Origin of the sequence: Neisseria subflava (assembly GCF_003044645.1) — a bacterium.
Lineage (GTDB): Bacteria > Pseudomonadota > Gammaproteobacteria > Burkholderiales > Neisseriaceae > Neisseria > Neisseria subflava_B.
The window spans coordinates 75,294-99,809 of sequence record NZ_POXL01000006.1 but is presented as its reverse complement, the minus strand read 5'-3'; the positions used below and the strand labels follow the sequence as shown (position 1 = coordinate 99,809).

General features: G+C 46.4%; 24 protein-coding genes. 16 read left to right on the top strand and 8 right to left on the bottom strand.

All coding sequences use genetic code 11. The features are described from left to right. The first annotated feature begins 48 nt into the window (after window positions 1–48). Both prpF and DBY97_RS07910 read left to right on the top strand, forming a co-directional pair. Entirely contained in the window at window positions 49–1,218 is a 1,170-nt protein-coding gene (gene prpF, locus DBY97_RS07915) for a 2-methylaconitate cis-trans isomerase PrpF (RefSeq protein WP_107857986.1), read from the top strand. A 213-nt stretch (window positions 1,219–1,431) separates the two neighbouring features. Then, window positions 1,432–2,643 (top strand): acetate kinase, encoded by a 1,212-nt coding sequence (locus DBY97_RS07910; RefSeq protein ID WP_107857985.1) that lies wholly within the window; start codon window positions 1,432–1,434, stop codon window positions 2,641–2,643. Between the two features lie 58 nt (window positions 2,644–2,701). Here the strand turns inward: DBY97_RS07910 and purM are convergent, their stop codons facing one another. Next, the gene (gene purM, locus DBY97_RS07905; protein ID WP_107857984.1) at window positions 2,702–3,736 is read right to left on the bottom strand and encodes a phosphoribosylformylglycinamidine cyclo-ligase; all 1,035 of its coding nucleotides are present in this window, start codon (window positions 3,734–3,736) and stop codon (window positions 2,702–2,704) included. A gap of 205 nt (window positions 3,737–3,941) precedes the next feature. Here purM and DBY97_RS07900 point away from each other — a divergent pair, with 205 nt between their 5' ends. Together DBY97_RS07900 and DBY97_RS07895 are read left to right on the top strand one after the other, a co-directional pair. Then, entirely contained in the window at window positions 3,942–5,012 is a 1,071-nt protein-coding gene (locus DBY97_RS07900) for an AI-2E family transporter (protein WP_107857983.1), read from the top strand. A 66-nt stretch (window positions 5,013–5,078) separates the two neighbouring features. Further along, window positions 5,079–5,795: an S-methyl-5'-thioinosine phosphorylase gene (locus tag DBY97_RS07895; protein ID WP_107857982.1), complete on the top strand. Its 717-nt coding sequence runs from the start codon at window positions 5,079–5,081 to the stop codon at window positions 5,793–5,795. Window positions 5,796–5,841: 46 nt separating this feature from the next. Here DBY97_RS07895 and DBY97_RS07890 read toward each other — a convergent pair whose 3' ends face one another. The 3 genes from DBY97_RS07890 to DBY97_RS07880 all read right to left on the bottom strand — a co-directional run bounded on the left by DBY97_RS07890 (window position 5,842) and on the right by DBY97_RS07880 (window position 8,216). After that, window positions 5,842–6,336 (bottom strand): hypothetical protein, encoded by a 495-nt coding sequence (locus DBY97_RS07890; RefSeq protein ID WP_070748065.1) that lies wholly within the window; start codon window positions 6,334–6,336, stop codon window positions 5,842–5,844. A 145-nt stretch (window positions 6,337–6,481) separates the two neighbouring features. After that, entirely contained in the window at window positions 6,482–6,916 is a 435-nt protein-coding gene (locus tag DBY97_RS07885) for a hypothetical protein (RefSeq protein WP_049322347.1), read from the bottom strand. Beyond that, complete coding sequence (locus DBY97_RS07880) at window positions 6,909–8,216, bottom strand: homoserine dehydrogenase (protein WP_107857981.1); 1,308 nt, start codon at window positions 8,214–8,216, stop codon at window positions 6,909–6,911. The genes DBY97_RS07885 and DBY97_RS07880 overlap by 8 nt, the downstream gene beginning before the upstream one ends. A gap of 206 nt (window positions 8,217–8,422) precedes the next feature. On the opposite strand from DBY97_RS07880, the gene DBY97_RS07875 reads away from it, so the two are divergent. Next, window positions 8,423–8,797 (top strand): Mth938-like domain-containing protein, encoded by a 375-nt coding sequence (locus DBY97_RS07875; protein WP_107857980.1) that lies wholly within the window; start codon window positions 8,423–8,425, stop codon window positions 8,795–8,797. A gap of 183 nt (window positions 8,798–8,980) precedes the next feature. On the opposite strand, the gene DBY97_RS07870 is transcribed toward DBY97_RS07875, so the two are convergent. The 4 genes from DBY97_RS07870 to DBY97_RS07855 all read right to left on the bottom strand — a co-directional run bounded on the left by DBY97_RS07870 (window position 8,981) and on the right by DBY97_RS07855 (window position 14,569). Then, entirely contained in the window at window positions 8,981–9,514 is a 534-nt protein-coding gene (locus DBY97_RS07870) for a DUF4400 domain-containing protein (protein ID WP_234394536.1), read from the bottom strand. Between the two features lie 145 nt (window positions 9,515–9,659). Next, window positions 9,660–11,714 carry a type IV conjugative transfer system coupling protein TraD gene (gene traD / locus DBY97_RS07865; protein WP_107697308.1) on the bottom strand — a complete coding sequence of 685 codons (2,055 nt, stop codon included), beginning with the start codon at window positions 11,712–11,714 and terminating at the stop codon, window positions 9,660–9,662. Then, window positions 11,711–14,143: a MobH family relaxase gene (gene mobH / locus DBY97_RS07860; protein ID WP_107697307.1), complete on the bottom strand. Its 2,433-nt coding sequence runs from the start codon at window positions 14,141–14,143 to the stop codon at window positions 11,711–11,713. Before mobH ends, traD begins: the two co-directional genes overlap by 4 nt. Next, window positions 14,144–14,569 carry a hypothetical protein gene (locus DBY97_RS07855; RefSeq protein ID WP_159068519.1) on the bottom strand — a complete coding sequence of 142 codons (426 nt, stop codon included), beginning with the start codon at window positions 14,567–14,569 and terminating at the stop codon, window positions 14,144–14,146. A gap of 595 nt (window positions 14,570–15,164) precedes the next feature. On the opposite strand from DBY97_RS07855, the gene DBY97_RS07845 reads away from it, so the two are divergent. Genes DBY97_RS07845 through DBY97_RS07795 form a run of 11 tightly spaced genes read left to right on the top strand, consistent with a single transcriptional unit; the run spans window position 15,165 to window position 24,448 of the window. Further along, window positions 15,165–16,463: a GspE/PulE family protein gene (locus DBY97_RS07845; RefSeq protein WP_107697304.1), complete on the top strand. Its 1,299-nt coding sequence runs from the start codon at window positions 15,165–15,167 to the stop codon at window positions 16,461–16,463. 3 nt (window positions 16,464–16,466) lie between these two features. Continuing rightward, window positions 16,467–17,120 (top strand): DsbA family protein, encoded by a 654-nt coding sequence (locus DBY97_RS07840; RefSeq protein WP_107697303.1) that lies wholly within the window; start codon window positions 16,467–16,469, stop codon window positions 17,118–17,120. Further along, window positions 17,101–17,487: a hypothetical protein gene (locus DBY97_RS07835; RefSeq protein WP_107697302.1), complete on the top strand. Its 387-nt coding sequence runs from the start codon at window positions 17,101–17,103 to the stop codon at window positions 17,485–17,487. Before DBY97_RS07840 ends, DBY97_RS07835 begins: the two co-directional genes overlap by 20 nt. Further along, window positions 17,480–18,025, top strand: coding sequence for an OmpA family protein (locus DBY97_RS07830; RefSeq protein WP_107697301.1), 546 nt, complete (start codon window positions 17,480–17,482; stop codon window positions 18,023–18,025). Before DBY97_RS07835 ends, DBY97_RS07830 begins: the two co-directional genes overlap by 8 nt. A 15-nt stretch (window positions 18,026–18,040) precedes the next feature. Beyond that, entirely contained in the window at window positions 18,041–18,343 is a 303-nt protein-coding gene (locus DBY97_RS07825; RefSeq protein WP_107697300.1) for a type IV conjugative transfer system protein TraL, read from the top strand. Window positions 18,344–18,348: 5 nt separating this feature from the next. Beyond that, window positions 18,349–19,200 carry a TraE/TraK family type IV conjugative transfer system protein gene (locus DBY97_RS07820; protein WP_107697299.1) on the top strand — a complete coding sequence of 284 codons (852 nt, stop codon included), beginning with the start codon at window positions 18,349–18,351 and terminating at the stop codon, window positions 19,198–19,200. Between the two features lie 8 nt (window positions 19,201–19,208). Then, window positions 19,209–20,162 (top strand): TraK domain-containing protein, encoded by a 954-nt coding sequence (locus DBY97_RS07815; protein ID WP_107697298.1) that lies wholly within the window; start codon window positions 19,209–19,211, stop codon window positions 20,160–20,162. Next, window positions 20,159–21,406 (top strand): TraB/VirB10 family protein, encoded by a 1,248-nt coding sequence (locus DBY97_RS07810; RefSeq protein ID WP_107697297.1) that lies wholly within the window; start codon window positions 20,159–20,161, stop codon window positions 21,404–21,406. The genes DBY97_RS07815 and DBY97_RS07810 overlap by 4 nt, the downstream gene beginning before the upstream one ends. Further along, window positions 21,403–22,023, top strand: a complete 621-nt coding sequence (locus DBY97_RS07805; RefSeq protein ID WP_107697296.1) for a TraV family lipoprotein — start codon at window positions 21,403–21,405, stop codon at window positions 22,021–22,023. Before DBY97_RS07810 ends, DBY97_RS07805 begins: the two co-directional genes overlap by 4 nt. Before the next feature lie 37 nt (window positions 22,024–22,060). Then, window positions 22,061–22,387, top strand: coding sequence for a TrbC/VirB2 family protein (locus DBY97_RS07800; RefSeq protein ID WP_107697295.1), 327 nt, complete (start codon window positions 22,061–22,063; stop codon window positions 22,385–22,387). A gap of 27 nt (window positions 22,388–22,414) precedes the next feature. After that, window positions 22,415–24,448: a DNA topoisomerase 3 gene (locus tag DBY97_RS07795; RefSeq protein WP_107697294.1), complete on the top strand. Its 2,034-nt coding sequence runs from the start codon at window positions 22,415–22,417 to the stop codon at window positions 24,446–24,448. The last annotated feature ends 68 nt before the right edge of the window (window positions 24,449–24,516 follow it).

Here is a 24,516-nt window from a genome sequence, read left to right as displayed (position 1 = left end):
AGAGGCCGTCTGAAAAAACCATACTAAAAATACAAAGGAGAACCCGAAATGCCGCAAATTAAAATCCCCGCCGTTTACTACCGCGGCGGTACATCTAAAGGCATTTTCTTCAAACGCACCGATCTGCCGGCCGCTGCGCAGGAAGCAGGCGAGGCACGCGACAAAATCCTCTTGCGCGTACTCGGCAGCCCCGACCCTTACGGCAAACAGATTGACGGTTTGGGTAACGCCAGTTCGTCCACCAGCAAAGCCGTAATTTTGGACAAATCCGAACGCGCCGATCACGATGTCGATTACTTGTTCGGACAAGTTTCCATCGACAAACCTTTTGTCGATTGGAGCGGTAACTGCGGTAATTTGACCGCCGCCGTGGGCGCATTTGCCATCGAGCAAGGCTTGGTTGATAAATCCAAAATCCCTTCAGACGGCCTGTGTACCGTCAAAATCTGGCAGAAAAACATCGGCAAAACCATTATTGCCCATGTGCCGATGCAAAACGGCGCAGTTTTGGAAACAGGCGATTTTGAGCTTGACGGCGTAACGTTCCCTGCCGCTGAAGTACAAATCGAATTTTTAGATCCGGCCGACGGCGAAGGCAGTATGTTCCCAACCGGCAATTTGGTCGATGAAATTGATGTGCCGAATATAGGCCGTCTGAAAGCCACGCTTATCAATGCCGGCATTCCAACCATTTTCCTGAATGCCGCAGATTTGGGCTACACAGGCAAAGAGTTGCAAGACGACATCAACAACGATGCCGCGGCTTTGGAAAAATTTGAAACCATCCGTGCGTATGGCGCGCTGAAAATGGGCTTGATCAGCGATGTATCCGAAGCCGCCACCCGCGCCCATACTCCGAAAGTCGCTTTTGTCGCCCCCGCGGCCGATTACACCGCTTCAAGCGGCAAAACCGTCCAAGCTGCCGACATCGACTTATTGGTACGCGCGCTGAGCATGGGCAAATTGCACCACGCCATGATGGGTACCGCTTCAGTCGCCATTGCTACCGCCGCCGCCGTGCCCGGAACGCTGGTCAACCTTGCAGCCGGAGGCGGAGCGCGTAAAGAAGTCCGCTTCGGTCATCCGTCAGGCACACTGCGTGTCGGTGCAGCCGCCGAATGTCAGGACGGACAATGGACGGCCACCAAAGCGGTCATGAGCCGTAGCGCACGCGTGATTATGGAAGGACAAGTCCGAGTGCCGGAAGATTGCTTTTAAGTTTTCAGACGGCCACGCCATTAAACAAGGCCGTCTGAAAACCAAATAAGCAGATTTTAGTCGGGTAGCGATACCTGCAATGGAGATTATGGTTGGGTATAAAGCCTGACTAAACACCAAACCAAAGGCAATCTGAAAAGCTCTCAAATGTTCTTGCTCTTTTCAGACGGCCTGAAGCCAAAAAAACAATCAAAAATTCAAAGGAGAAACACTATGTCCAACCAACTCATTCTTGTTCTGAACTGCGGCAGCTCTTCACTCAAAGGTGCCGTTATCGACCGTAAAAACGGCAAAGTTCTTTTAAGCTGTCTCGGCGAACGTTTGGGTACGCCCGAAGCAGTCATTACGTTCAGCAAAGACGGCAAAAAATGCCAAACAGCCTTGACCGGCCGTAACGACCATGCCGGTGCCGTAGGTATGCTGTTGAAAGAGCTTGAAAAACACGGCCTGCACGACCGCATTAAAGCCATCGGCCACCGCATCGCCCACGGCGGCGAAAAATACAGCGAATCTGTTTTGATCGACCAAGCAGTAATGGACGAACTCAATGCCTGCATTCCGCTCGCTCCGCTGCACAACCCTGCCAATATCAACGGCATTTTGGCTGCGCAAGAGCACTTCCCAGGGCTGCCCAATGTCGGCGTGATGGATACCTCGTTCCACCAAACCATGCCGGAGCGTGCCTACACTTATGCCGTTCCGCGCGAATTGCGTAAAAAATACGCTTTCCGCCGCTACGGTTTCCACGGTACCAGTATGCGTTACGTTGCCCCTGAAGCCGCACGCATCTTGGGCAAACCGTTGGAAGACATCCGCATGATTATTGCCCACTTAGGCAATGGCGCATCCATTACCGCCATCAAAAACGGCAAATCCGTTGACACCAGTATGGGCTTCACGCCGATCGAAGGCTTGGTAATGGGTACGCGCTGCGGCGATATCGACCCGGGCGTATACAGCTATCTGACTTCACACGCCGGTTTGGATGTTGCCCAAGTTGATGAAATGCTGAACAAAAAATCAGGTTTGCTCGGTATTTCCGAACTCTCCAACGACTGCCGTTCTTTGGAAATCGCTGCGGATGAAGGCCATGAAGGCGCACGTTTGGCTTTGGAAGTCATGACTTACCGCCTTGCCAAATATATTGCTTCGATGGCTGTGGCTTGTGGCGGCGTTGACGCGCTCGTGTTTACCGGCGGTATCGGCGAAAACTCGCGCAACATCCGTGCCAAAACCGTTTCTTATCTTGATTTCTTAGGTCTGCACATCGACACCAAAGCCAATATGGAAAAACGCTACGGCAATTCAGGCATTATCAGCCCGACAGGTTCTTCTCCGGCTGTTTTGGTTGTGCCAACCAATGAAGAGCTGATGATTGCCCACGATACGGCACAGTTGGCAGGATTTTTGGAAGAAGTAGGCTAGGGTAGTGTAAATAAAAAAGTGCGGATTCATCATCCGCACTTTTTCATTGCATCTCAAATCAAGCCACTTGGGTTTGATGCTCGTCGCCGTTGCGTTCACGAATAACGCCCAAACGGTAAACGGTTTCGCCTTGTTCGCTCAAGAAAGCTTGTACTGCATCGGCATTTTCTTTGGCAATGATAACGACCATGCCGATACCGCAGTTGAACGTACGGTACATTTCTTGGGTTTCCACATTGCCTGCTTTTTGCAGCCATTGGAATAATTTAGGCAATTCCCACGCTTTGGCATCGATTTGTGCAACGGTATTTTCAGGCAAAACGCGAGGTACGTTTTCGATAATGCCGCCGCCGGTAATATGGGCCATGCCTTTAATGGTGAATTTTTCCAAAGCGGCAAGGATAGGTTTCACATATAGGCGGGTAGGGGCGATGATGGCTTCGCGTAAGGTTTTGCCGTTGTCAAATTCCGCGTCCAAATCAGGATTGTCACGCTCGATGATTTTGCGTACCAAAGAGTAGCCGTTGGAGTGTGCGCCGTTGGAAGCCAAGCCCAAAACAACGTCTCCGGCCTGAATGCTGCGGCCGTTGATGACGCGTTCTTTTTCAACCACGCCGACGGCAAAACCGGCCAAGTCGTATTCGCCTTCGGGATACATGCCCGGCATTTCGGCAGTTTCACCGCCAATCAAAGCGCAACCCGATTCTTCGCAGCCTTGGGCAATGCCTTTAATCACATCAGTCGCGCGGGCAACATCCAACTTGCCGCAAGCGAAATAGTCCAAGAAGAACAAAGGTTCTGCACCTTGAACCAAAATATCGTTGACGCTCATGGCAACCAAATCGATGCCGACGGTATCGTGTTTGTCCCAGTCGAATGCCAGTTTCAGCTTGGTGCCGACGCCGTCCGTACCGGAAACCAATACCGGATTTTTGTATTTTTTGCCGATTTCGACCAAAGCGCCGAAACCGCCCAAATCACCCAACACTTCAGGGCGCATAGTACGCTTGGCAAAAGGTTTGATGTTTTCGACCAGTTGATCGCCTGCGTCGATATCCACGCCTGCGTCACGATAGCTCAAAGAAGTGCTCATTGGATTTCCTTATTCGGGTATGGGGGTAGATTGTCGGAGCGTATTTTATCTTAAATTGGAGGATTCAGGCTGAATTTTTTGGCATTATTGTCAACAATTTTTATTTTATCTTAATAGCCGTCTCACTTTCAGACGGCCTTTGTGAATCTGTTATACTGCTTATTTATTTTGAAAACCTTAAGCATCAACTGGGGAACACCTTTTTATGTATCAAAAGAAAACGCGCGGCGCAAAACCGTGGATTATTATGGCTTGCGTCATCGCAGCCTTTATTTGGCTTTTATATGCCTTGGGCGATGTTTTGACGCCGTTTATTGTGGCCGCCGTTTTGGCCTATGTTTTGAATCCCTTGGTCGAGTGGCTGCAATTGAAGCGTATCCGCCGCGCGCCGGCCTCTATGATTATTATGGCGTTGGCTTTGTTGATATTGCTGTCGTTGGTGCTGATTATCGTACCTATGTTGTTGAACCAGTTTAACAATCTGGCCGAACGCCTGCCGCAAATCGTGGGCTTTGTTCAAAACAAACTGCTGCCGTGGCTCAACAGCGTCAGCGGGGATTATATTCAAATCGATCAAGAATCAATCATCGCATGGTTGCAGTCGCATACGGATGAGTTGAGCAATACGCTCAAAGCATGGATTCCGACCTTGATGCGTCAAAGCGGCAACGTCATCAGCGGTGTCAGCAATTTGGTGTTATTGCCTTTGTTGCTGTATTACTTCTTGTTGGATTGGAAACGCTGGTCTTCCGGAATCAGCAAATTGGTTCCGCGCCGTTTTATCGAGACCTACACGCGTATCAGCGGCAATATGGACGAAGTTTTGGGCGAGTTTCTGCGCGGCCAGCTGATGGTTATGATGATTATGGGCTTGGTCTATGGCTTGGGCTTGATGTTGGTCGGTTTGGATTCCGGCTTTGCTATCGGTATGATTGCCGGTATTTTGGTATTTATTCCGTATTTGGGCGCATTTACCGGCCTTTTGCTGGCGACAATCGCCGCGCTTTTGCAATATGGCTCATGGCAGGGCTTGTTGATGGTCTGGGCTGTATTCGGTGTCGGACAATTCTTGGAAAGCTTTTTCATTACGCCCAAAATCGTCGGCGACCGCATCGGTTTGTCTCCGTTCTGGGTGATTTTCTCATTGATGGCTTTCGGACAACTGATGGGTTTTGTCGGTATGCTTGCCGGCCTGCCGCTTGCCGCTGTAACGCTGGTTCTATTGCGTGAAGGCGCATCTGCCTATTTCGGCAGCCATTTTTACAAACATAAATAAATCGATAATATTAAGGCCGTCTGAAATTCAAGTTTCAGACGGCCATTGATAACAAAGGAAGTTTATATGTTAGCCATTATCGGCGGCAGCGGTTTGACCAAACTGCCGGAACTTGAAATTACTGAACGAAAAATCGTACGCACCCCTTACGGCTTAACCAGCAGCCCTATTTTGTTCGGCAGGTTGGGGCGCTTGGATATTGTTTTCCTTGCACGACACGGCTTCAGCCATACCATCGCGCCGCATGAAATCAACTACCGCGCCAATATCTGGGCGTTGCACTCTTTAGGCGTTGCAAACATCATTGCCATTTCTTCAGTCGTCGGTATTAATCCTGATTTTGAAAACGGCAGTTTGGTGTTGCCGGACGATTTGATCGACTATACCTATGGCCGTAAAGATACTTTTTTTGAAGGCCAAGAATGCCCGGTTATCCATACCGATTTTTTCAATCCTTATTGCGATGAATTGCGACAAGAATTGTTGAATATCACGAAAGCGCACAATGTGCCGATTTACGATTCCGCCGTTTATGGCTGCCTGCAAGGCCCTCGCCGTCCAACCCGCGCAGAAATCGCCCGTTATCGACGTGACGGCGTAGATGTACTCGGTATGACCGGCATGCCCGAAGCCGTTTTAGCCAGAGAGTTGAAAATGGCCTATGCCCACTTTTGTAGCGTCAGCAGTATTGATTGCTTTGATAGCGGAGTAGGGACTGAGGGCTGTAATGAACAGACTTCTATGACGATGACCAAAATCCGACAATTATTGAATGGTTTGTAACTGATAATGCCGTCTGAAATGATATTTTCAGACGGCATTGTTTTATTTAAGAAGCTGTTTCCCGCGCCCAATGGGGCAGGGAGGCTTTTTGTTTGCGGAACGAGGCAAGTTTCATACCCCGACATTTTTCAAAAATCAATTCAACCCCGCTTTGCAGCTGCAAAATTAAATTGGTATGCGTTTCCGTTTTAATAAAGTCAATATTGCGTTGCACCAAGCGCTGAATGACGGCATAAACATCAAGGCAGCCATTTGCAAAAAACCACGGATTCAACTTTACCCAACGGCCGCCGCTTAATGCAGCATCAGGCTGAAAATCAGCGCGAATCTGAGTCAGCCGATTGTCGGAGAAATGCAGTTCGATATCGCCATAAAGCCAAATATTCCAGCCATTTTGCACCAACAAGCCTTTAGGGACGCAATCAGGCGCAGGAAACATCTGCAAAATAGACTCTGCAGATTGTCCGATTTCCAGATAGTCAAATCGGCCGGTATACAAAAAATCATAAATATCAACGGCAATAGGAAAGTGGTAGCGCATGGCAATAACCATAGAAAAGCAATTAACCAAGCTATCTTAAACTTAAAATATAATGAAATCAATTCTTATTACTATTTATTTAATATAAGAAAGACCGTCTGGAATTTCAGACGGCCTTGTAGCTTTGGTTTAAACCGATATTGGTTTACTCAGCCTTTAAATCAGCCACGCATTGCTTATCGCGTGCCTCAAAAGCTTCCGCGCCACCCAAGAGCTTGAGCTGCTCCTCAGGGCTGATTTTGCCGAAGTTTCGGATTTGCTCGTCAGAGAGTTTGCTTAAGGGCTGATCCCACATGCAGACACAATAGTCTTGAGCCAATTTCTCGTTTTGCGCATCCAAACCTTTTGCCTTCAAATCAGCTTGCCATTTTTCAGCAAAAGGAATGTTTTTCACGCAAGACTCCACCACATTTTGTTTCATCTGCGGCTTGTTCATCGCGCATTGTGAGAGCAGGGCGGTCAGAGCCAGCAAAGACAAAATAATCCATGCCCAAATGCGGATGGTGCGGATTTTTGCCTTGGCTTTCTTTCTGGCCGCCAGTTGCTCTTCAGACGGCCTTTCCGTTTGTTGCTCAGTCATGCAGGCTTTCCATGCGGATCATGGTGATCGGAGCATCCACGCAGCTCAGCGCTTCAATCGCTGCGATAGCGCGTTTGATATTGTGTTCCACCGTGGTGTGGGTCAGAATCACAATTTCGGCAGTGCTTTGATTAATCACGCCTTTTTGAATCAGAGCCTCTATAGAAACATTTTCTTTGGCCAAGAGGGCGGCAATTTGACCCAAAGTGCCAGGTTCGTCAGTTGCTTGAACGCGCAGATAGTAGCTGCTGGTAATTTCATCCATAGGCAGAATATTTTGCGCTTGAACTTGTGAAGGCTGGAATGCCAAGTGAGGAACACGATGGTCAGTTTCTGCTTCGATCAGTCGAGCAATATCAATAATGTCGGCAACTACGGCAGAAGCAGTCGGCAATGCACCGGCACCTGCACCGTAATACAAGGTTTCACCAACCATATCGGCATTGATACGGACAGCATTCATCACGCCATTAACGTTAGCCAGCAGACGGCTTTCAGGAATCAGAGTAGGGTGTACACGCAACTCAATGCCTTTGTCGGTTTTACGGGTAATACCCAACAATTTGATGCGATAGCCAAACTCTTCAGCATATTTGATATCGCGACTATCGAGTTTGCTGATGCCTTCCAAATAGCAGGCAGAGAAGTTCATCGGGGTACCGAATGCCAATGCGCTCATGATGGTGATTTTATGGCCAGCATCATGACCTTCAATATCAAAAGTAGGGTCAGCTTCTGCATAGCCCAAAGCCTGAGCTTCTTTCAATACGTCTGCAAACGCGCTGCCTTTTTCACGCATTTCAGTAAGAATAAAGTTGCTGGTACCATTAATAATACCGGCGATGCTACGGATTTGGTTTGCAGCCAAGCCTTCACGCAAAGCCTTGATAATAGGGATACCGCCGGCAACAGCAGCTTCAAACTGCACCATGACATTTTTTTCTTCCGCCAAAGGGAAAATTTCATTGCCGTATTCAGCCAGCAGTTTTTTATTGGCAGTAACAATGTGTTTGCCGTTTTCAATTGCTTTCAAAACCGCATCTTTAGCAATACCGGTACCGCCAAACAATTCAACAACAACATCAACATCTTGATGTTGAACCAGCTCAAACGGATCTTTGATAAAAGCAGCATTCGGGCAAATTTGTTTGGCTTTTTCTTCGCTCAAATCACAAACAGCAGAAATACGGACTTCACGTCCCAAGCGGCGGCTGATTTCCGCAGCGTTGTCCTGCAATACAGTGGCCGTACCGCCACCGACTGTACCCAAACCTAAAAGACCGATATTTACTGGCTTCATTGTGTCTCCTTTTGAGCCGATACTTTAAAATAATCACGAAAAACCAAGGCTTGTTATAATCGCTTGCAATCGTAAATTCAGAGCAAAGCATCAATGCACAAGGTCAAACGTTGAATCCTACCTGATATTGCTTGATTTTGCACCTTTTTTTGCAAGTTTCCAGAGGCCGTCTGAAAAATCGTTCTACCATAAAAACAGGAATTGCCATGAAAATCACAGAAAACCATATCGATGAAGCCACATCATTTTTTTCATCCTCGCAAGGAAGATTGCAAATCGGTGAACAAACATATTCAGAACCCATTTGCTGGCAAGATGGCAAAGTAAGCATCATTCCTCAAACAACCATCGAAGAATTAAATGAACAAATTTTTATATCAGCAATTGAAACAGCAGAAAACCGTCCTGAAGTCATTATTATAGGTACAGGAGAAAAACAAAAATTCCTGCATCCCAAAATTGCTGCAGCCTTATCAGCCTACGGAATCGGCTTCGAATGCATGAACACAGCTTCAGCTTGTAGAACTTTAGTTTTACTGCAAGGAGAAGAACGAAGCACATGGGCTTGGTTGTGGCCATAATTTGTAGAAAAGACTATTGCATCATGCCAGTTTAGGTTCGCATAATTTATATTATGTAATAATCCATTAAGATCAATAATATAGGCCTAACTACTTTCCCACGTAGCATGTAGTTGTTTACATTTTTAGGTATGGTCTAAATCATAGCTTTGTTGTGTAATTCAAGTCAATACCCTTTAGGTTTTATAGATATTTTTTCAAATATTTTGCCTGTAAAAATATAGCTATGCTTAATAGGGTAATTGGGATCAACAAAATTATTGGATCGATAGAGAAGGGCATACTTAAATATATAAAAATAGTTGTCCATAGTATTCCGGTTCTCCAAAATTTAGCTCTATGGTAAATAGCAGCAGATTCTCGTCCCGCATTTTGTTGCCGTACTTTTCTTTTCATTAGGCCATCAAAAAATGCACTTGATATTGAAATAAAAAGTAGCGGAAAAAAAGCAGAAATATTACCTATCCGGATAGAAATTATTTTCAAAGTATCGTTCAATATAGCCAATTCGGGCTTAAATGAATCAAGCATACCGGCAAGTCCAAAGTTGATAGCGTCAGATTGAGCTTCACTTAAAAGTGATTCTATGCCGGTTACGTTAAATATGGCTAAATATAGAGTCTCATAAGCGAATCTTGTGATTTTTATATGAAACGGCACATCATCATTTTCGATACTGCTAAAAACCTGCTGGGTTTTTAGCAGTTCAGCTTCCAATAAATGTTCCTGTCCGAAATAGGACTGGATGCTGATTGATGATATAAACAGTATGATTACAATCAGTAGGATAATGCAAATCCACTTAAAGGGAGTTGTAATAATGCCAATGCTGGTCGACTTACTTAGAAAATCAGAAGACTGTCTAGCCATAATATTCTCCTTCTACGAAAGCATGATTTTCATCGTCATCTACTCGGTTCAGACGAACGATCTCGCGCATTTTTTCTGCTACTGCCACCAAATCAGAAGGAACATCAAGATTTGGATCGGGGAGCGGAAGGGGGAGACGGATTTTATATAATTGACCGCCTTCCAAAAGCGCAAACGCTTGTCCCTTGGGTAAATTAATCAAATCAGATGTCTGTAGCATCGGCACAGTTTCTGTTGCTAATCTGTCTTCGTTTGAACTGGTAAAATCTTCCATATCGCCGGGTACACCTATATCTCCTGCAGAAGATACTAAGGTGCCAGAAACGATTTTGACATCAGGTAATTTACTGGTTAAAAGTTCGGCTGTTGATTCGTGCTGAACTCGCAGCATAATCATATTGTTCAGGTTACCCGCAATTTGCCCTGCTTTCGCTGCTGATCCGATTTTAGCTTCAACATCGGACCATGTCTGTGTATAGACCGTCACTTGATAGCCTGCGCCCCCGGCTTTGTTGAGTAGGGGGATGAATTCATCACCAATTAATTCATTAAACTCATCGGCATGAATTGCAACTTTGCGTTTATTGGTTTTTCCTGATTGGCCGTAACCGTGACCGTGCTTATAAATATGGCCAGAGAGTGAAGTGAGGTCGGCGAACATCGCATTTCCTACTGCAGCAGCGACTTCTGGGTCTGTCAGCGCGTCTAGCCCAACATATACTACCGCTTCAGAAGCCATAACTTTTCGCCAATCCATTAGCGGCCGCTCATCGGTCAAATCACTAAAATCAGGGCTAATCAGTTCAGCAACTTTACCACTGGTCAGTTTCTCTAAAAGGGGATAAAGCGATGATACGAGTTTATCGAAATAGGTTCGCTCATTACCTAATATACCGATAACCGCATCGGTCAGCGGGTCATTGGCTCCGGCTGATTTTGATTTTAAGAAGAAGGCTGTTTTAACTGCTTCTATATCGCGCCCGGTTTTGCCGACAGTTTTTTTCTGATCGTTATCCAACTCATAAGCTGCATATTCTGATTCCCATCCGGGATATTGCCGTTCCAAAGTCTTTTCAAAATATGCTTTTGCCAAATCGTCCATATTAACGGCACACTGGTAAATGCTCAAATAGGTTGGTTTAATGGACAAAGCCTCCATTATTTTGGCCAAGACATTTACAAACCGCCACACAAAAGCTTTAAAGGCGGCAGAGTTTCCTTCCCCCGGTAGGCCGTTCGACATTCGGGTTGCGACTTCGGTAATACGTGAAAAATCTCCTACAGGATTATATCGGCAAGATACCTCAGGAAAGCCCAGATGAAACAGGTAAAACGGCCGATTCATTTTTTTTGCCCGTGCATACATCATCAACATTACATCTGCATCACCTTTGGGGTCGAACATGATAGTAACGTCGCCTCGACAGATATCTTGATTAATCATGACTTCCGCTAAACGTGTTTTCCCTACACGGGTTGTCCCCCAAACCCCTGTATGGCCTACACGTTCTCCCAGTGACATGAAAATATCTTCTTCATGCAGCTCCACACCATGAATTTCAGGGGCCCCGCCAACAGGAGGTAATGGCGCAACAGGATTCCACCAAGCATTAGAGGAAGTCAGCTTGGTGAACCATGTTTGTCCTTCCGTCCTGATCTCATGAAGACGCGCTGCCTTGTAGATTTTTCCGGGAAGTCTCAGATGGTCATTTTCAGGTTGTCGGATCATCATCAGACGCTGTGTGTGTTTTTGCGTCCATCGAAATCCCTTACCTAGAAACAATGCCTTGTCTGAAACTGGAATCTGATCCGGCGTAGCGGCATAGTAGGGCAGATTTTTTACATTTTTCCGATACCTGCGTATACGGTTTCCTTCTTGGCTGCGTTTCAAAGCCATAAGGGTCATGGCAGGGATCGCTATATAGGGACTGAATCCGGGCATGGGCATTTGTGCGGCTGCAAACGCGGCTGCAGAATAGGCTGCTGCACTCAAAAACTCATAAGGATACCGATACACATTTTCCGGTACTCGAATGGTCAGACTCATTTTTGTTCTCCATTTACGCCGGGTTGAAGTAAATTTTGGCTGTCCGCTAATACGATATCAATGTTGTTAGGCGGCCTACGATCTGCCTTAATAATCAAGTGGACTTTACTTTCAGGAATCAAATAACAATGGAACAGTAGTTTTTGTTGAGCTTTCACTGCTAAAGCCGAGTAGATTGCCGATCGCTTGGTACGTTCGTGCAAACCCAAGGATGTAAATCCTTTCTGTGCCAAGAGGCCTGGACAACTAGGATTATTTTTGTCAAACAAACCACCCGCATATTCACGGAAAATAACAGGTGTAACGAGCAACATGCCTTGTTCGACAAAATGAATTGGGGAACTGCTTTGATTAACAGTAATCGTTCCTTCGGATAGGCCATTGGCCAACCAGTTCCAAAAGCGTTTACCTTCGTCTTTTAATGCCTGCTTTTGGCCTGCAAAGAATTCCGAGGCAGCCTGTTTTTGCTTCGGTTCTTGATCCAATATATTTTCCTGTTGATAGGGCGTAACCGGACGGGGCGATTGAACAGGAAAGGAGAGCCTCTCGGTTTTGATTTCTTCAAATTCGGCTGCGGCAGTATCTTCTTGCGCCAAATAAACAGGCTTAGCCAGGTTGTCAGGTTGGGCCGATACCAACTTGGATTCACTCGTTTCAAAATCTGCAAAAAGGTCATCCAGCACAGACATCGGCTTATTTTTTACGGGTGCTGCAACAGGATCGGATTTCTTCTGCGGAGGCTGTATTTCCGTTTTTTCTTCCATTTTTTTGGAAGTTACTTGAGGAGAGGCCATAGACGATCCATCTTGAGTAATCGCTTCATCGGGTCTTTCTGCTTCAGTTTCCGAATCATCCAACAGATACAGATTATGAACACTCAATAAAGCATCAATTCCCGACATGCCTTTTTGTTTAGCTTTCTTCTTGGGAGCAGGGGGCACATCAATTGCAACAACATCTTTTTCAGGCATGGATACTGCTTCAGCTTTGGGAAGCACTGTATCAACCGTATTTACGGCCATGAAATCCATGGCCTTTTCGGAATATTCTGTATGCTCATTTTCTACTGAGTGATTTTCTGTTTGGACGTTTTTCTCCAGCCCCCCATTATCGGACGAGGGCTCTATTTGGTTTTGGCCTATCTCTGAAGTTATTTCCAATGTTCCACTAAATTCGTGAGGGTAGTGGCCGTCTGGATATAGGGTTTCCAGTTTGAAACGCAGCATAGTAAAAATATGTTTTTTGAGCATGCCGTCCATACGTTCGAAACTGACTAAAACATGAGTCACTGCCTTATGTTCATCGTAAGGGTTCGCAATAACTGCACCATACTCTAATAATGTATCGAAAATCCGTTGGTTATCGGTTGGGAAAGAGGGGGCTGCAGGATGCTTGTTCTTTTTCAGGTATTCACGGATATAGTCCGGAACATTTTTCGCCATCATAAATACCATATCGTCTTTGCGAAAAATATCGCCGCCGGCCGTAGTTGCAATACTGAAATGAGCCCCCCGTTCGGCAAGCATATTGCGCAGAGCCGTCATAATGGTTTCGATAAGTGGCGTTCGCTTGGCTGTAGAGAATCGCTGTCTGGAACCATGTCGTAAATCACGTGCTGTAGAAGCCATATCCGCCTGTTTAATAATATCTGCCAACGGGCCGTCTTTTTGACTGCCTGAAAGATAGCTGCGTAAGGTTTTAATGAGATTCGGATCGGATTCGTTCATCCATTTTCGAGCATTAGACGGTACAATGCTTTGGAAGAATGTCCAGCCTAATGAGGCATGGACTTCATAGGGCGTTTTATTGTCAGGGAATGTAACGCGGTAAAAATTCTTACCACTTTCATTCATATCTCCTGTATCAGGTAGCCACAATGAAAAGGCTTTTGAATCCGGCTGCTCATAGAGTTCGACTTCAAAAGAGGTTAGAGTTTTACCGATGTCATGAAGTAGGGCGGCTGTCAAAATACCGTACCGCCACACAGCCGTCAGGCGTGCGATGTCTTCGGTTTTTGCGTTTGGCGGCCAACTGCGGGATGATGAGGCAAGCAAAGATAGGGCGGCAACATCTAAGGTATGTTTAACCAAACCACCGTCTCCTGCATGGTGGTGGGATTCTGAGGCAGGAAGTCTTTGAACAAAGTTGATGAAATTATGAATCAAAGGCAGGCCGTCTAAATGCCAATTTTCATTAGATAGACCCAAGTTGCTACGAATATTGGTGATTGAAGGCTGTAAGTCCAGCTCCTCAATCAGCTCTGCCGGAGATAAAATCAAAAATTTATCGCCATGGATTTTCGCTGCCGACATGGAAACGTGCTTATCCTCCTCAAGAGCGGGTTGTGTATCTGGCCGCCGGTTGAAGTACAGGTAGGCAATGCCGGATCCGCTTAAAAGTGCTAATCCGGTATAAGATAACCAATCCATTCAATACTCCGTATAGTCAGGTTGAATCAGCCGCATCATTTTTAATTTGAATTGTGCAGCGGGGGCATGGGGCTGATCGCCTATATAAACATCTGCGTCAGGATAATATGCAAAAAAATCACGGAAAGATTCGGTCAGGCTGTTCCAGTTCCCGTTTGGCGTTTGTGCGATGAAATAACAACCTTCAAATTCCCGACTCAATAAATCGGCAATTTCGCAGTCGGTGGCAGTGGCCGGAAGCTGTGCCAGTAATGAGGTTGTTTTGTTTATAAGAAAAGCTTCGGTGGTTTGCTCGTCTAAGGTAAAGTATTCCATAAAGCCCTCGCAGCGGTGCAGCATTAACATCAGTATGCCGGTCCAGCGAGGACTGATACGCTCAAAACGCTCTAAGCTGAGGCAGAGTTGATTGAACAGGGATTTGTCCATCTGCTTATCCGTCTTTGGTTGTAATTGGTCATACTGTAAAGTTTTATCTAAAGCCGCGATTTGCAGCAAGAAAAAAACGGTACTGGTACTTTTTTTGATTGTTTCTTGACATTTTTTTTCAAATATGAAACCCAAGTCTTTTTAGGCATACCGTCAGGTATGCCGTTCCCTTTAACCTTTTGCTTTGCCTTTAAGCCTTTTTAGTCCTTTACCATTAAGTCTTTTCCTTTACCTTTAAGCCTTTTAAAAAGGGAATGCGCGGTTTTTAAGCGCATTCCCTTTTTGGCTTTTTGATAAGCCCCTTTCCCTTAATCATAACAAATCAAATATGTCAAGAAACAATACGAAAAAAAATGATTTTCTATTGTTGGTATCGAAATTGGTTGCGCAGAAGCAAAATCCACATGTCAGTGCAACTGCACGACTATTCAATTTATAACCGGTCTGTGTTTTGGAAATAGAGATGGGGGCATCTTTAATTTTCAAAGAATCCGTATTCTTAAAGAGGGACGTTGAGAAAACCTGTTCCATGCAGACGTACCGTATAGCGTCTGTTTCAGCGTCCTTCTTTAAGAATATGAGGTAGAGACCGACCATGCAAAACGTCAATCACACAGAATTTCCTGTCGCTTTTCGAATGCTGCTTCAAGAAGAAGGTAAAAAATTCGATATCGGCGACTCCGGAAAATTTCTTAAAAAAAATTCCGGCGACGAAGAAGTTGTCGGCTTTCTGAATTGGGTATTCCCTTACGCAAAATCTCTTAAGGCTTCGGACGTACATTTTTCAAGTCGTGAAAACGGCTGCCAAATACGTATCCGTCACGAAAACATGGAAATCGCTAATGAATGGCTCTTTTCTCGCCAGTCAGCCTTAGTCATCAACGATCACATCCGTGCCAAATGCCGAATGCCTATACACGACATTGATTCCTGCTTTGATTCATCATTTTGGATGCTGGATAAAGATGGGGAGTCAATGATTGATATCCGGGTAAGCCTCGTTCCCACCACTTTTGGGCAAAACATTGTTTGCCGTCTGGGTAATCAGGCAGCGGATCTTCCATTGGAAAAAATAGAAATGTCCGATAACGTCCGGCATGCTTATATGCGCGCTTTGGACAGTAAGCAGGGAATGATTATCGTCAGCGGCCCGACCGGGTCAGGTAAGAGTGCTACGTTGGCGGCAAGCATCAACCATCTGAATCGTGAAGAAGTCAATATCATGACGGTTGAAGATCCGGTTGAAAACAGGATCCCGGGAGCTAACCAGGTCAGTATCAGTGTTCATAGAACATTTGCTCAAGTATTGCGTTCTTTTTTGCGTCAGGATCCTGATGTCATCATGGTTGGAGAAATTCGTGATGAAGAAACAGCCTCAATTGCAACTACTGCTGCCAATACCGGCCATTTAATCTTATCAAGTGTGCATGCTAACGATGCGCCGGCGACATTACTGAGGCTTATGGATTTGAGCGCCGAGCCTTATGCGCTGGCAGAAGCCTTACTGTGCTTCTTTTCTCAAAGATTGGCACGTAAATTGTGCAGCAACTGTGCAAAAGAACTACGGCTGTCTGCCGAACAGTCGGAGTCATTACCTACCCGGTTTAAGGGACAAACTTATTATGTTATGAACGAGCAAGGTTGTGATTTGTGTGAGGGTAAGGGGCATAAGGGCAGAATCCCTGTCTTCGAAATGGCTTTCAATAACGAAGATGTGCGCAAAGCGATTTTAGAGAGAAACATGGAGAATGTTCGTCAGGCCCTGTTTAAGCAGCCTGCATATCGTACGTTGACTGAGGCTGCCTTAGAGATGTCGGCGATTGCAAAAATGGATTTTTACGATGCTTTGTCGATTACTCAGCAAAGCTCTTTACCAGACATGAAAGACGATTGAAAAATGCAAAAAAAACTGGCATCGGTATTATTGGCTCTTTCATTGATTCCACTAACTGCTTTTGCAGAACCGGAATTATCCGCACAGTCGTCAAAGACGACGGCTGATTTGGCCGGAGTCATTAAACCCTATCAAACAGTGGGAAATTATAAAGATGAAGCACAAAGAATTTATATGTTTGTTTCATTTGACTGCCCATATTGCGCTAGTTCGTGGGCAGGGTTTCAGCAGTGGGGTAGAACGCTGCCGAATCCCTACCGCTTGGTTTTTGTCCCGCTTTTCGGGAGTAAGAGCCAAAGTGCAGCAGCTACTGCATTTTATATCGTCCGTGATTTAGCTCCTGAAAGAACGGCCGAATATATGAGACTTGCTTATGGTGAAACAACCAACAGGAAGGTGACTCCTGAAACCTATGTCGGCATTTTAAAACGGATGGGATTCAATCAGGCGCAAATCAATGCGTCACTGAACAGCAAAAACACCCAAAACCGGATTGCCAGAGCAATGGATTTGGCGCGTCGCTACCATGTAACTGTAACCCCAACCTTCGGGGTGGCAGGGAAATACAATACTCATGCAGGCTTTACTAATGGCGACTATAACCTTCTGACCCAGCTGTTAAACGGATTGGTATCTGATGCAATGGAAAAAAATTAAACCTTATCGGAAGCTGATTTTCTGGAGTGCAATTCTGATATGGGGAGGATATACGTTGACGGCTACGCCTCCGCTGCGTTGCACAATGCCTGCACAGGCAGCCATTCTTTCGATGGGGCATATTTCGGAGATATTGAAAACCGCTTTAATAACGGTAGCAAGTTTTCTATCGACCCCCGATTGTTTTGCCCCTGCTGCCGTTTCAGTTGCAGGATGGCCGTCTGATGCCGCCCGGGCATTACAGTTGCATGCTTATAACAGTTATGTTTTTTGGATCAGACTGTTCGGGGGAATCATCACAGCAAACGCGGTTTGGATATTGCTGTTTGAAATATGGGCCAATTTGAAAGGTGGTAAAAATGCCTGATTTTAGAATCAAAACAGTTTTAATGATTTTTCCGATATTACTGGGAGCCTGCCAGTCGATGCCGCCGGAAGAAACCGAGCAGTTACAAAACCAAGGTGTGGTCGCCGCTCCGATGGAGCGAACGGAATTGGTTGTTTTACGGCAGCCTGCGGGGTATTCGGATGTCGCCCTGATGGGTATTGAAGAAGGTACCTATATCTGGCGGGGACAGGAAATCAGCCCTTTCGGCATCCGATTATCGTTTGAAGAGGGCGGATCTGGAACTAAACATCTTCATACCGTTTATTTTTCAACTGATTCATCGACTATCAGCAAACAGGAAAGACAACGTCTTCATGCCGTACTGTCGAAATTGCCGAGTGGTACGGTGGTTTTATCTGGGTATGCGGATCCCCGAGCTTCGGGTTCATATAATCTCAAGCTTTCACAAAAGCGGGTAAATGCCGTTGCAGCTTATTTGGAAGGACGGGGTATCAGTATTGAAAAAGAATGCGCATACGGGAAATACAGGCTTCCGGATGCAGGCTTATGCGACTAATTAAGGAGATCAGTCATGACTACAGAAGAAGTTTATTTTCCAGAGTATCTCGATACCATGCAGCAGGTTTTGATGTTCGAAGCAGATGATTTAATGCCGATTTTTTTAGGATTAGCTATTGCGGCGATCATCAATATCCAAGCAACCAATACCATGATGTATGTATTTGGCTTGATTGGCGGCATCCTGATGAGCATTTTATATATCCGTCTGAAACGGAATAGTTTGCCGGGGGCGTTTATCCATCTGTTCCACCTTTCCGGACTCCCTCTGAACAAAGTATTTATCAACGGCTTGCTGCAACGGGTAGAGGAGTAAATATCATGCAGTTAAAAACAGCACGCAAATCGATGGCTAACCTGGTTGGAGAAAACAGAACCCTTAAATTTGTTGCACTTGGTGCGACAACTATTGCCGTTCTGCTGACATTTAAAGTCGTAACCATGCATGAACGCTTGGTTATCCAACCGCCCCATCTCACTAAAAAGGCAATAGTCGCCTTTGACCATGCCTCTACCGAATACTTTGAGCCGATGGCTTTGTATATCGTTTCTACTATTTCATCTGTTGTGCCGGAATCTGTAGATTTTGTTTCCAACAGTATGGAGCAGTTCTTCGATCCCGAAGTCTGGGTATCTCTCAAACCCCAGTTGTTGGCTGTCAAAAGCAATCCAAAATATAACGGCATCAATGCGATGAGTTATTTCCAGCCGACTAATGACATCATCTATGAGCCTTCGACAAAGAAATTTTATGTCAGTGGCAAACTGACTTCATCGGCATACAGCAAGGGAGCGGTGCAAAATATCGGCTCGGTTCAGGCTACCTACGAATTGAAGATGTATATGAAAAACGGTTTGCCTAGAGTAAGTTATTTCAAGGCCTATACCGGCGAACCGATGACTGAAGCATGGGTACGTTCCCACAAAGATCTTGCCGAAAAACGTCAGGAAAATACGAAGCAGGTTATACCTGATGCGCGGGAAAGTGAAATTACACGTGATTCAATCAGTCAGCCGGCTCCTTCGCAACCGAACCAGCCTAACAAAGTAATCGAAGAACAGAATGCGCCTATGCCTGAACAGCCTGCAGCATCACCTGCAGGATTACAGGCTGTCCCTCAGTTGATTGATGGAGTAGAACCTCCGGCCGGCAAAGAGGATGTGTTACCGTGAAAAACAGAATGAAAAATCAATATTTAATCAGTTTGGCCATTATTGCCGCTTTAGCAGGCTGCGCATCATCTCAACAAGCCAGTGAGCCGTCTCCTGTAGAGGAGGAGGTTTACAGATCTGTTGAGGAAGTCTGGCCGGAAGTAGTAGCCAAACAGCCCAAGAAACGTACAACTCAAAACGCTAAGTCAAGTTCCGAACCGGCTGTAAAGCTGCCTAGAAAAAGCAACTTTGCACAGCGTCGTGTTGTACAGGTCAAAGCTCCCGTCAGCGGAGGCTATCAGGACAATATTCAGGAGGGTTTGGTACGTGGTGTTCACAATATTACCTCGCTTTACGGTGAGAATCATACCGTCCCAGTTGCATTGAATTATCCATCGCTGGTTTTAACACCATTTGCCAACCCTGTGATGGTAGGTGAAAAAACGGTGTACGAATCCAAGCAATTTGGCCCGAATTTCATGATAAAACCCATGTCCAGCCGTCGGTTTATGGTCATGATTTATGATGAAAGCAATCCTACTTTGCCTATTTCGCTGACCTTGGTTCCTCAAGCCAAATTGAGTTCACAGACGATCAGCGTGGCGACAGGCGGTTTGTCTCCGGCGGAGAAAAGCGGGGGAAAAATCGCGAAACAGGGTGGCTTGGCACAAAACCTGTCTGAGGTATTACAGGAAATCGTGAAAGGCAAATTGCCGAGTGGATATACCGTTCGGCCGCTGCGTGAAACCATCCGTATGGCCAACGGTATGAGCTCTACTCCTATACAGCGTTACAGCAGTAGCCAATTTGATGTCTATCGCTACCGGTTGAAAAATACGACACAGACACCGCAAGTATTGGCAGAAGAAATGTTCGGTGCCAATAAGAGAGTAATGGCCGTCGCTTTTTATCCTAAAGTCAGTGTTTATCCTGGCGAGACAACCGATGTGCTGATCATGGTTTCTAAGCAGGGAGCGAAATGATGGGGCTGAAAAACAAATGGTCATCAATGACCGGTAAGCAAAAACAGATAGCCGTACTGGGTGGGGTAGGCGGTGTGGGTTTACTCATTCTGATTACTGCCGGCATCCGTGACTACAATAACGGCATTTTGAAAAAGCCCGAAAAAGTAACAGAAACCCAAGTTCTGACACCGCTTACCCGCAATCTTAACGAAGAACGCATGGCAGCGGAGATTCAGGCATTGCGCCAACAGATGGAAGCAGATAAGCGGGAGCGGGCCGGACAACAGCCGGAGTCGCAAAAAAGCGGCTTAAGTGAAGATGATGTAAACCGTAAAATTGCCGAAGCATTACGTGCAGAGGCAGAGATGCGGGCAGCAAAAGAAGCTGTTCCGGATAAGGTCGTGAATAAAGAAGCACCTTTGGCGGAAGGGGCTTCGGGAACACCGCCGGCACAGCTTCCGGGTGATGTTACGGGTGAAGCGGTTTCGGAGACAGGAGAAGAGCGACAGAGCCTGTTCCAAAGCACCGCCCCTGAAAAGAAGACGGCAAAAGAAACATCTTCCACTAAAAGTAAGGCTGTTTCGGATGCCGAAGATGAAAGTAAAACATACCTTCCTCCCGGCTCCACATTATCTATTGCTCTGCTTACCGGTGTGAATGCGCCTACGAATACCAATTCTGATAGCAAAGATCCTCTACCTGTGTTGATGCAGGTTAAAGGAACGGCCATTTTGCCAAACGGATTCCGTTCTGATCTTTCCGATTGCTTTGTCTTGGCTTCTACATTCGGACAGTACATGGATTCCCGAGCCATGATGCGTACCAAAACCTTATCGTGTATCCGCAGTGACGGTAAAGCGGTTGAAGCGGAAATCAGCGGTACTGTATATGGAGAAGACGGCAAACCCGGTTTTCAAGGCCGTTTGGTTTCCAAAACCGGTAAGGTTATTTCACAACTGCTCAAGGTCGGAGCAATGGAAACTCTCGCCAATACCGCGACAGGTATTGCCAACGGCGTAAGCATTAATACCGGCAGTTCAAGCGGCACTTCTACCAGCACTCAAATCAACCTGGGCGGTATCAGCGGGCAGGCAGCAGGGAAAGCGGCCAGTAAAACTTTTGACCGTATTGCCGATATTTATAGCAGTTATGGAACACAGGCCATTCCTGTAGTGGAAGTTGAACCGTTGCGTACGGGAGAGGTTATTTTGACTAAGGGTGTGTTCTTACACATCGTGCATGATAAGAAAGGCCGAAAATGAAACCGTTTATTTTAAGTGCAACAGTATTGCAGATGTTACTGCTTTCCGCATGCTCTTCGACTTTCAATGTCGGTGACAGCGGCAAATTGTCCTGTCCTCAATCTGTAAAAGGCATGCCTTGTGTGACAGTTCGCGCAGCACATTATGCGGCGCAGGAATATGATCCGGACGAAGTCATCCAAATCGGTACGAATGATCGTAAAAAAGGCAAATCAGCATCGAATAAGATTGTTCCTTTTTTGCCTGAAACCATACCAAATGTTGCCGTTATCGGCGAGCCTAAGCCTTTATTGGAGCCTGCCCGTGTAATGAGGGTATGGGTCAATGCCTATGAGGACGAAAGCGGCAACTTGGTTTATCCGAGCCGTGTTTTTTCGGAAGTCACACCGAGAAAATGGGATGTGGGCTATTCAACGGAGCAGGGGCTTCAAAGCTCTCGTCGCATTACCCCTTTGGTTGTCCAGCCGGCTGAAACAGAGGTGGAAGAATCGGCAGAGGTTGCAGCGGAAGAAGCCGGGAAAAAATCGGCGGCAACAAGCCATCAAGAAAGTAAACCGCAAGAAAATCAGACTATTCCCGACTCCCTGCCCGCAGGAGTCATCCCTCCGTTGCAGTAATGTGACTTAACTTTCTTAACAAATAAGGAAATATAAAATGGCAAAAACAAAAATCGGTAATAAATTGCAGCAGAAATGGGTAAATAGCAATCAAGCTGTCGTGGCAATGATTGCTTTGACTGCCCTGGCAGCACCGGCTCATGCCTCTGGCGACCAATCCTTCTCCGACGGTGTTGACTGGATTTTAGGTCTTATGCAGGGCAGTATGGGTGGCATTATCATGCTGATAGCAATTATTTCTGCTGTTTTAGGTATGCTTTTGGGCGGTTGGAAAGGCCTTTTGACTGTCGTGGGGATTCTTTTTGGTCTTATTATCCTTCCCCCCGCAATTATGCCGTTCTTTTCAGCAACCATTCCGCTTTAATACGGAAACGGTAGGCAGGAGGGCGTGATGAAACTCTATCTCTGTGAGAAACCCAGTCAGGCAAAGGACATCGGTAAAGTGCTAGGCGTTTTGGACGGCCGCTTCGACGGCTATTTCCAAAAAGGCGATACCACCGTCACTTGGGCATTCGGACATATTCTGACACAGGCCATGCCTGCTGCTTACGGTGAAGAGTTTGCCGACTTCGGCAACATTTCCGCTCTGCCTGTCTTACCTGATAACTGGAAAATGGAAGTCCAACCCAAAGCGGCCAAGCAGTTCAAAGTCATCAAAGGGCTGTTGGCCAGAGCCGACGAAGTCGTCATCGCCACCGATGCCGATCGTGAGGGAGAGGTGATTGCGCGGGAGATTTTGGATCTGTGCGGCTACCGCAAAAAAGTTTCCCGCTTCTGGACCAGCGGTTTGGATACTGCGTCAGTTAAAAAGGCCTTGGCTTCCATTATGTCCGGCAAACAGAAAGAAACCCTGTATCAGGCAGGTTTGGCGCGCTCCCGCGCCGACTGGTTGGTCGGGATGAATCTGAGCCGTGCCTATACCGTGGCCTATTCGGAGGGATTCGGCAAAGAACATACGCTGTCCATCGGCCGCATTCAAACCCCGACGCTGAATTTAGTGGTGCGCCGCGACCACATCATCGAAAACTTCCAACCTTATCCGTATTACATTTTGAGTGCCGTTTTTCAGACGGCCTCAAAAGAACGGTTTACGGCGCAATGGCAGATTCCTGAAACACTTAGAAATTCAGACGGCCTGTGTACCGACAAAGCGTTTGTTGCCAACTTGGCCAAACAATTGGCCGATGCGACAGGTTGTGTCGTTTCCGCCAAAACCGAACGCAAAAAAACACCGGCACCGTTGCCGTACAGTCTGTCTGCCTTACAAAAAGAAGCCGGCAAGAGACTGGGTATTTCAGCTTCGAAGGTACTGAAAATCGCTCAGGAATTGTACGAAAAACACAAAATTACCTCTTATCCGCGTACCCCTTGCCGTTACCTGCCCCAGTCGCAACAAAGCGAAGTGGCCGATGTGTTTGCTGCTATGGCTGCCATTGACGGCAATCTTGCCCAGGTATTGGCCAAAGCCGATCCCAAGCGTCCGTCGCGGGTATGGAACGACAGCCAGGTCAACAAACATTCGCACCATGCCATTATTCCGACTAAAGTCAGCAATTTCAATTTAGCCCAACTGGACAAAAACGAGCGGGAAATCTATCTGATGATACGCAACCGTTACATTGCCCAGTTTTATCCCGACTACGAATACGACGCGACCGTTATCTTGGTGGAAAGCTGCGGCCAGCAATTTAAAGCCACCGGTCAAACCCCTAAAGTTCAGGGCTGGAAAACATGGTTGGGCAAAACAGATGAAGACGGCGGCGATGATAACGACAACACCGTATTACCGGCCGTTTCAGACGGCCAACAACTGACTGTAACCGGCAGTAACCCGGAAACCAAGAAAACCGCGCCGCCGCCGCGCTTTACCGAGGCGACGCTATTGGACGAAATGCAAACCCTGTCCGACTTCCTTAAAACCGTGGATGACGAGCAGATTAAAAAAATCCTCCGCAGCACCGAAGGGCTGGGAACGGAAGCGACCCGCGCCAATATCATCGACCGACTGTTTGAGATGAGTTATATTGAGAAGCAGAAAGGCAAGATCGTTTCTACCGAAAAGGGCCGCAAACTGATTGCCCAAATACCGGCCATGGTGGCCGACCCCGTTACCACGGCCAAGTGGGAATTGGCGCTTGCAGGGATTGAGGCGGGCAAATTGACTATGGCCGATTTTATGGCCTATCAGGAAGATCTGATTCAGCAGCTGGTAGATCAGGCGAAAGCCGATGCGGCTAAACGGCCGCGGCCAACAAGACCGGCAGCTTCCGACCAGCCGAAAAATTCAGCAAAACACAAAGCCGGAGATACTTGCCCTGATTGCGGTGGAACGTTACAGGAAAAAGCGTTGAAGAAAGCTCCGGAGAAAAAATATTTGGGATGTTCCAAGTATCCGGAATGTAAGCATTTTGAATGGCTTCAATGAGCATCTTTTGTATATTTTATCCAGCGTAATTGGATAAATTTTGTTCAGAGTAAATTAGACAATTCAAA

Bases quoted from the DNA above. Each gene is read 5' to 3' on its own strand.
- DBY97_RS07835 (WP_107697302.1), top strand. From the start codon at position 17,101: ATGCAATGGAAAAAAATTAAACCTTATCGGAAGCTGATTTTCTGGAGT.
- DBY97_RS07855 (WP_159068519.1), bottom strand. From the start codon at position 14,569: ATGGACAAATCCCTGTTCAATCAACTCTGCCTCAGCTTAGAGCGTTTT.
- purM (WP_107857984.1), bottom strand. From the start codon at position 3,736: ATGAGCACTTCTTTGAGCTATCGTGACGCAGGCGTGGATATCGACGCA.
- DBY97_RS07910 (WP_107857985.1), top strand. From the start codon at position 1,432: ATGTCCAACCAACTCATTCTTGTTCTGAACTGCGGCAGCTCTTCACTC.
- DBY97_RS07795 (WP_107697294.1), top strand. From the start codon at position 22,415: ATGAAACTCTATCTCTGTGAGAAACCCAGTCAGGCAAAGGACATCGGT.
- DBY97_RS07820 (WP_107697299.1), top strand. From the start codon at position 18,349: ATGCAGTTAAAAACAGCACGCAAATCGATGGCTAACCTGGTTGGAGAA.
- DBY97_RS07825 (WP_107697300.1), top strand. From the start codon at position 18,041: ATGACTACAGAAGAAGTTTATTTTCCAGAGTATCTCGATACCATGCAG.
- DBY97_RS07840 (WP_107697303.1), top strand. From the start codon at position 16,467: ATGCAAAAAAAACTGGCATCGGTATTATTGGCTCTTTCATTGATTCCA.
- DBY97_RS07900 (WP_107857983.1), top strand. From the start codon at position 3,942: ATGTATCAAAAGAAAACGCGCGGCGCAAAACCGTGGATTATTATGGCT.
- DBY97_RS07830 (WP_107697301.1), top strand. From the start codon at position 17,480: ATGCCTGATTTTAGAATCAAAACAGTTTTAATGATTTTTCCGATATTA.
- DBY97_RS07845 (WP_107697304.1), top strand. From the start codon at position 15,165: ATGCAAAACGTCAATCACACAGAATTTCCTGTCGCTTTTCGAATGCTG.
- mobH (WP_107697307.1), bottom strand. From the start codon at position 14,143: ATGGATTGGTTATCTTATACCGGATTAGCACTTTTAAGCGGATCCGGC.
- DBY97_RS07895 (WP_107857982.1), top strand. From the start codon at position 5,079: ATGTTAGCCATTATCGGCGGCAGCGGTTTGACCAAACTGCCGGAACTT.
- DBY97_RS07875 (WP_107857980.1), top strand. From the start codon at position 8,423: ATGAAAATCACAGAAAACCATATCGATGAAGCCACATCATTTTTTTCA.
- DBY97_RS07805 (WP_107697296.1), top strand. From the start codon at position 21,403: ATGAAACCGTTTATTTTAAGTGCAACAGTATTGCAGATGTTACTGCTT.
- DBY97_RS07815 (WP_107697298.1), top strand. From the start codon at position 19,209: ATGAAAAATCAATATTTAATCAGTTTGGCCATTATTGCCGCTTTAGCA.
- DBY97_RS07885 (WP_049322347.1), bottom strand. From the start codon at position 6,916: ATGACTGAGCAACAAACGGAAAGGCCGTCTGAAGAGCAACTGGCGGCC.
- DBY97_RS07890 (WP_070748065.1), bottom strand. From the start codon at position 6,336: ATGCGCTACCACTTTCCTATTGCCGTTGATATTTATGATTTTTTGTAT.
- prpF (WP_107857986.1), top strand. From the start codon at position 49: ATGCCGCAAATTAAAATCCCCGCCGTTTACTACCGCGGCGGTACATCT.
- traD (WP_107697308.1), bottom strand. From the start codon at position 11,714: ATGAGTCTGACCATTCGAGTACCGGAAAATGTGTATCGGTATCCTTAT.
- DBY97_RS07810 (WP_107697297.1), top strand. From the start codon at position 20,159: ATGATGGGGCTGAAAAACAAATGGTCATCAATGACCGGTAAGCAAAAA.
- DBY97_RS07880 (WP_107857981.1), bottom strand. From the start codon at position 8,216: ATGAAGCCAGTAAATATCGGTCTTTTAGGTTTGGGTACAGTCGGTGGC.
- DBY97_RS07800 (WP_107697295.1), top strand. From the start codon at position 22,061: ATGGCAAAAACAAAAATCGGTAATAAATTGCAGCAGAAATGGGTAAAT.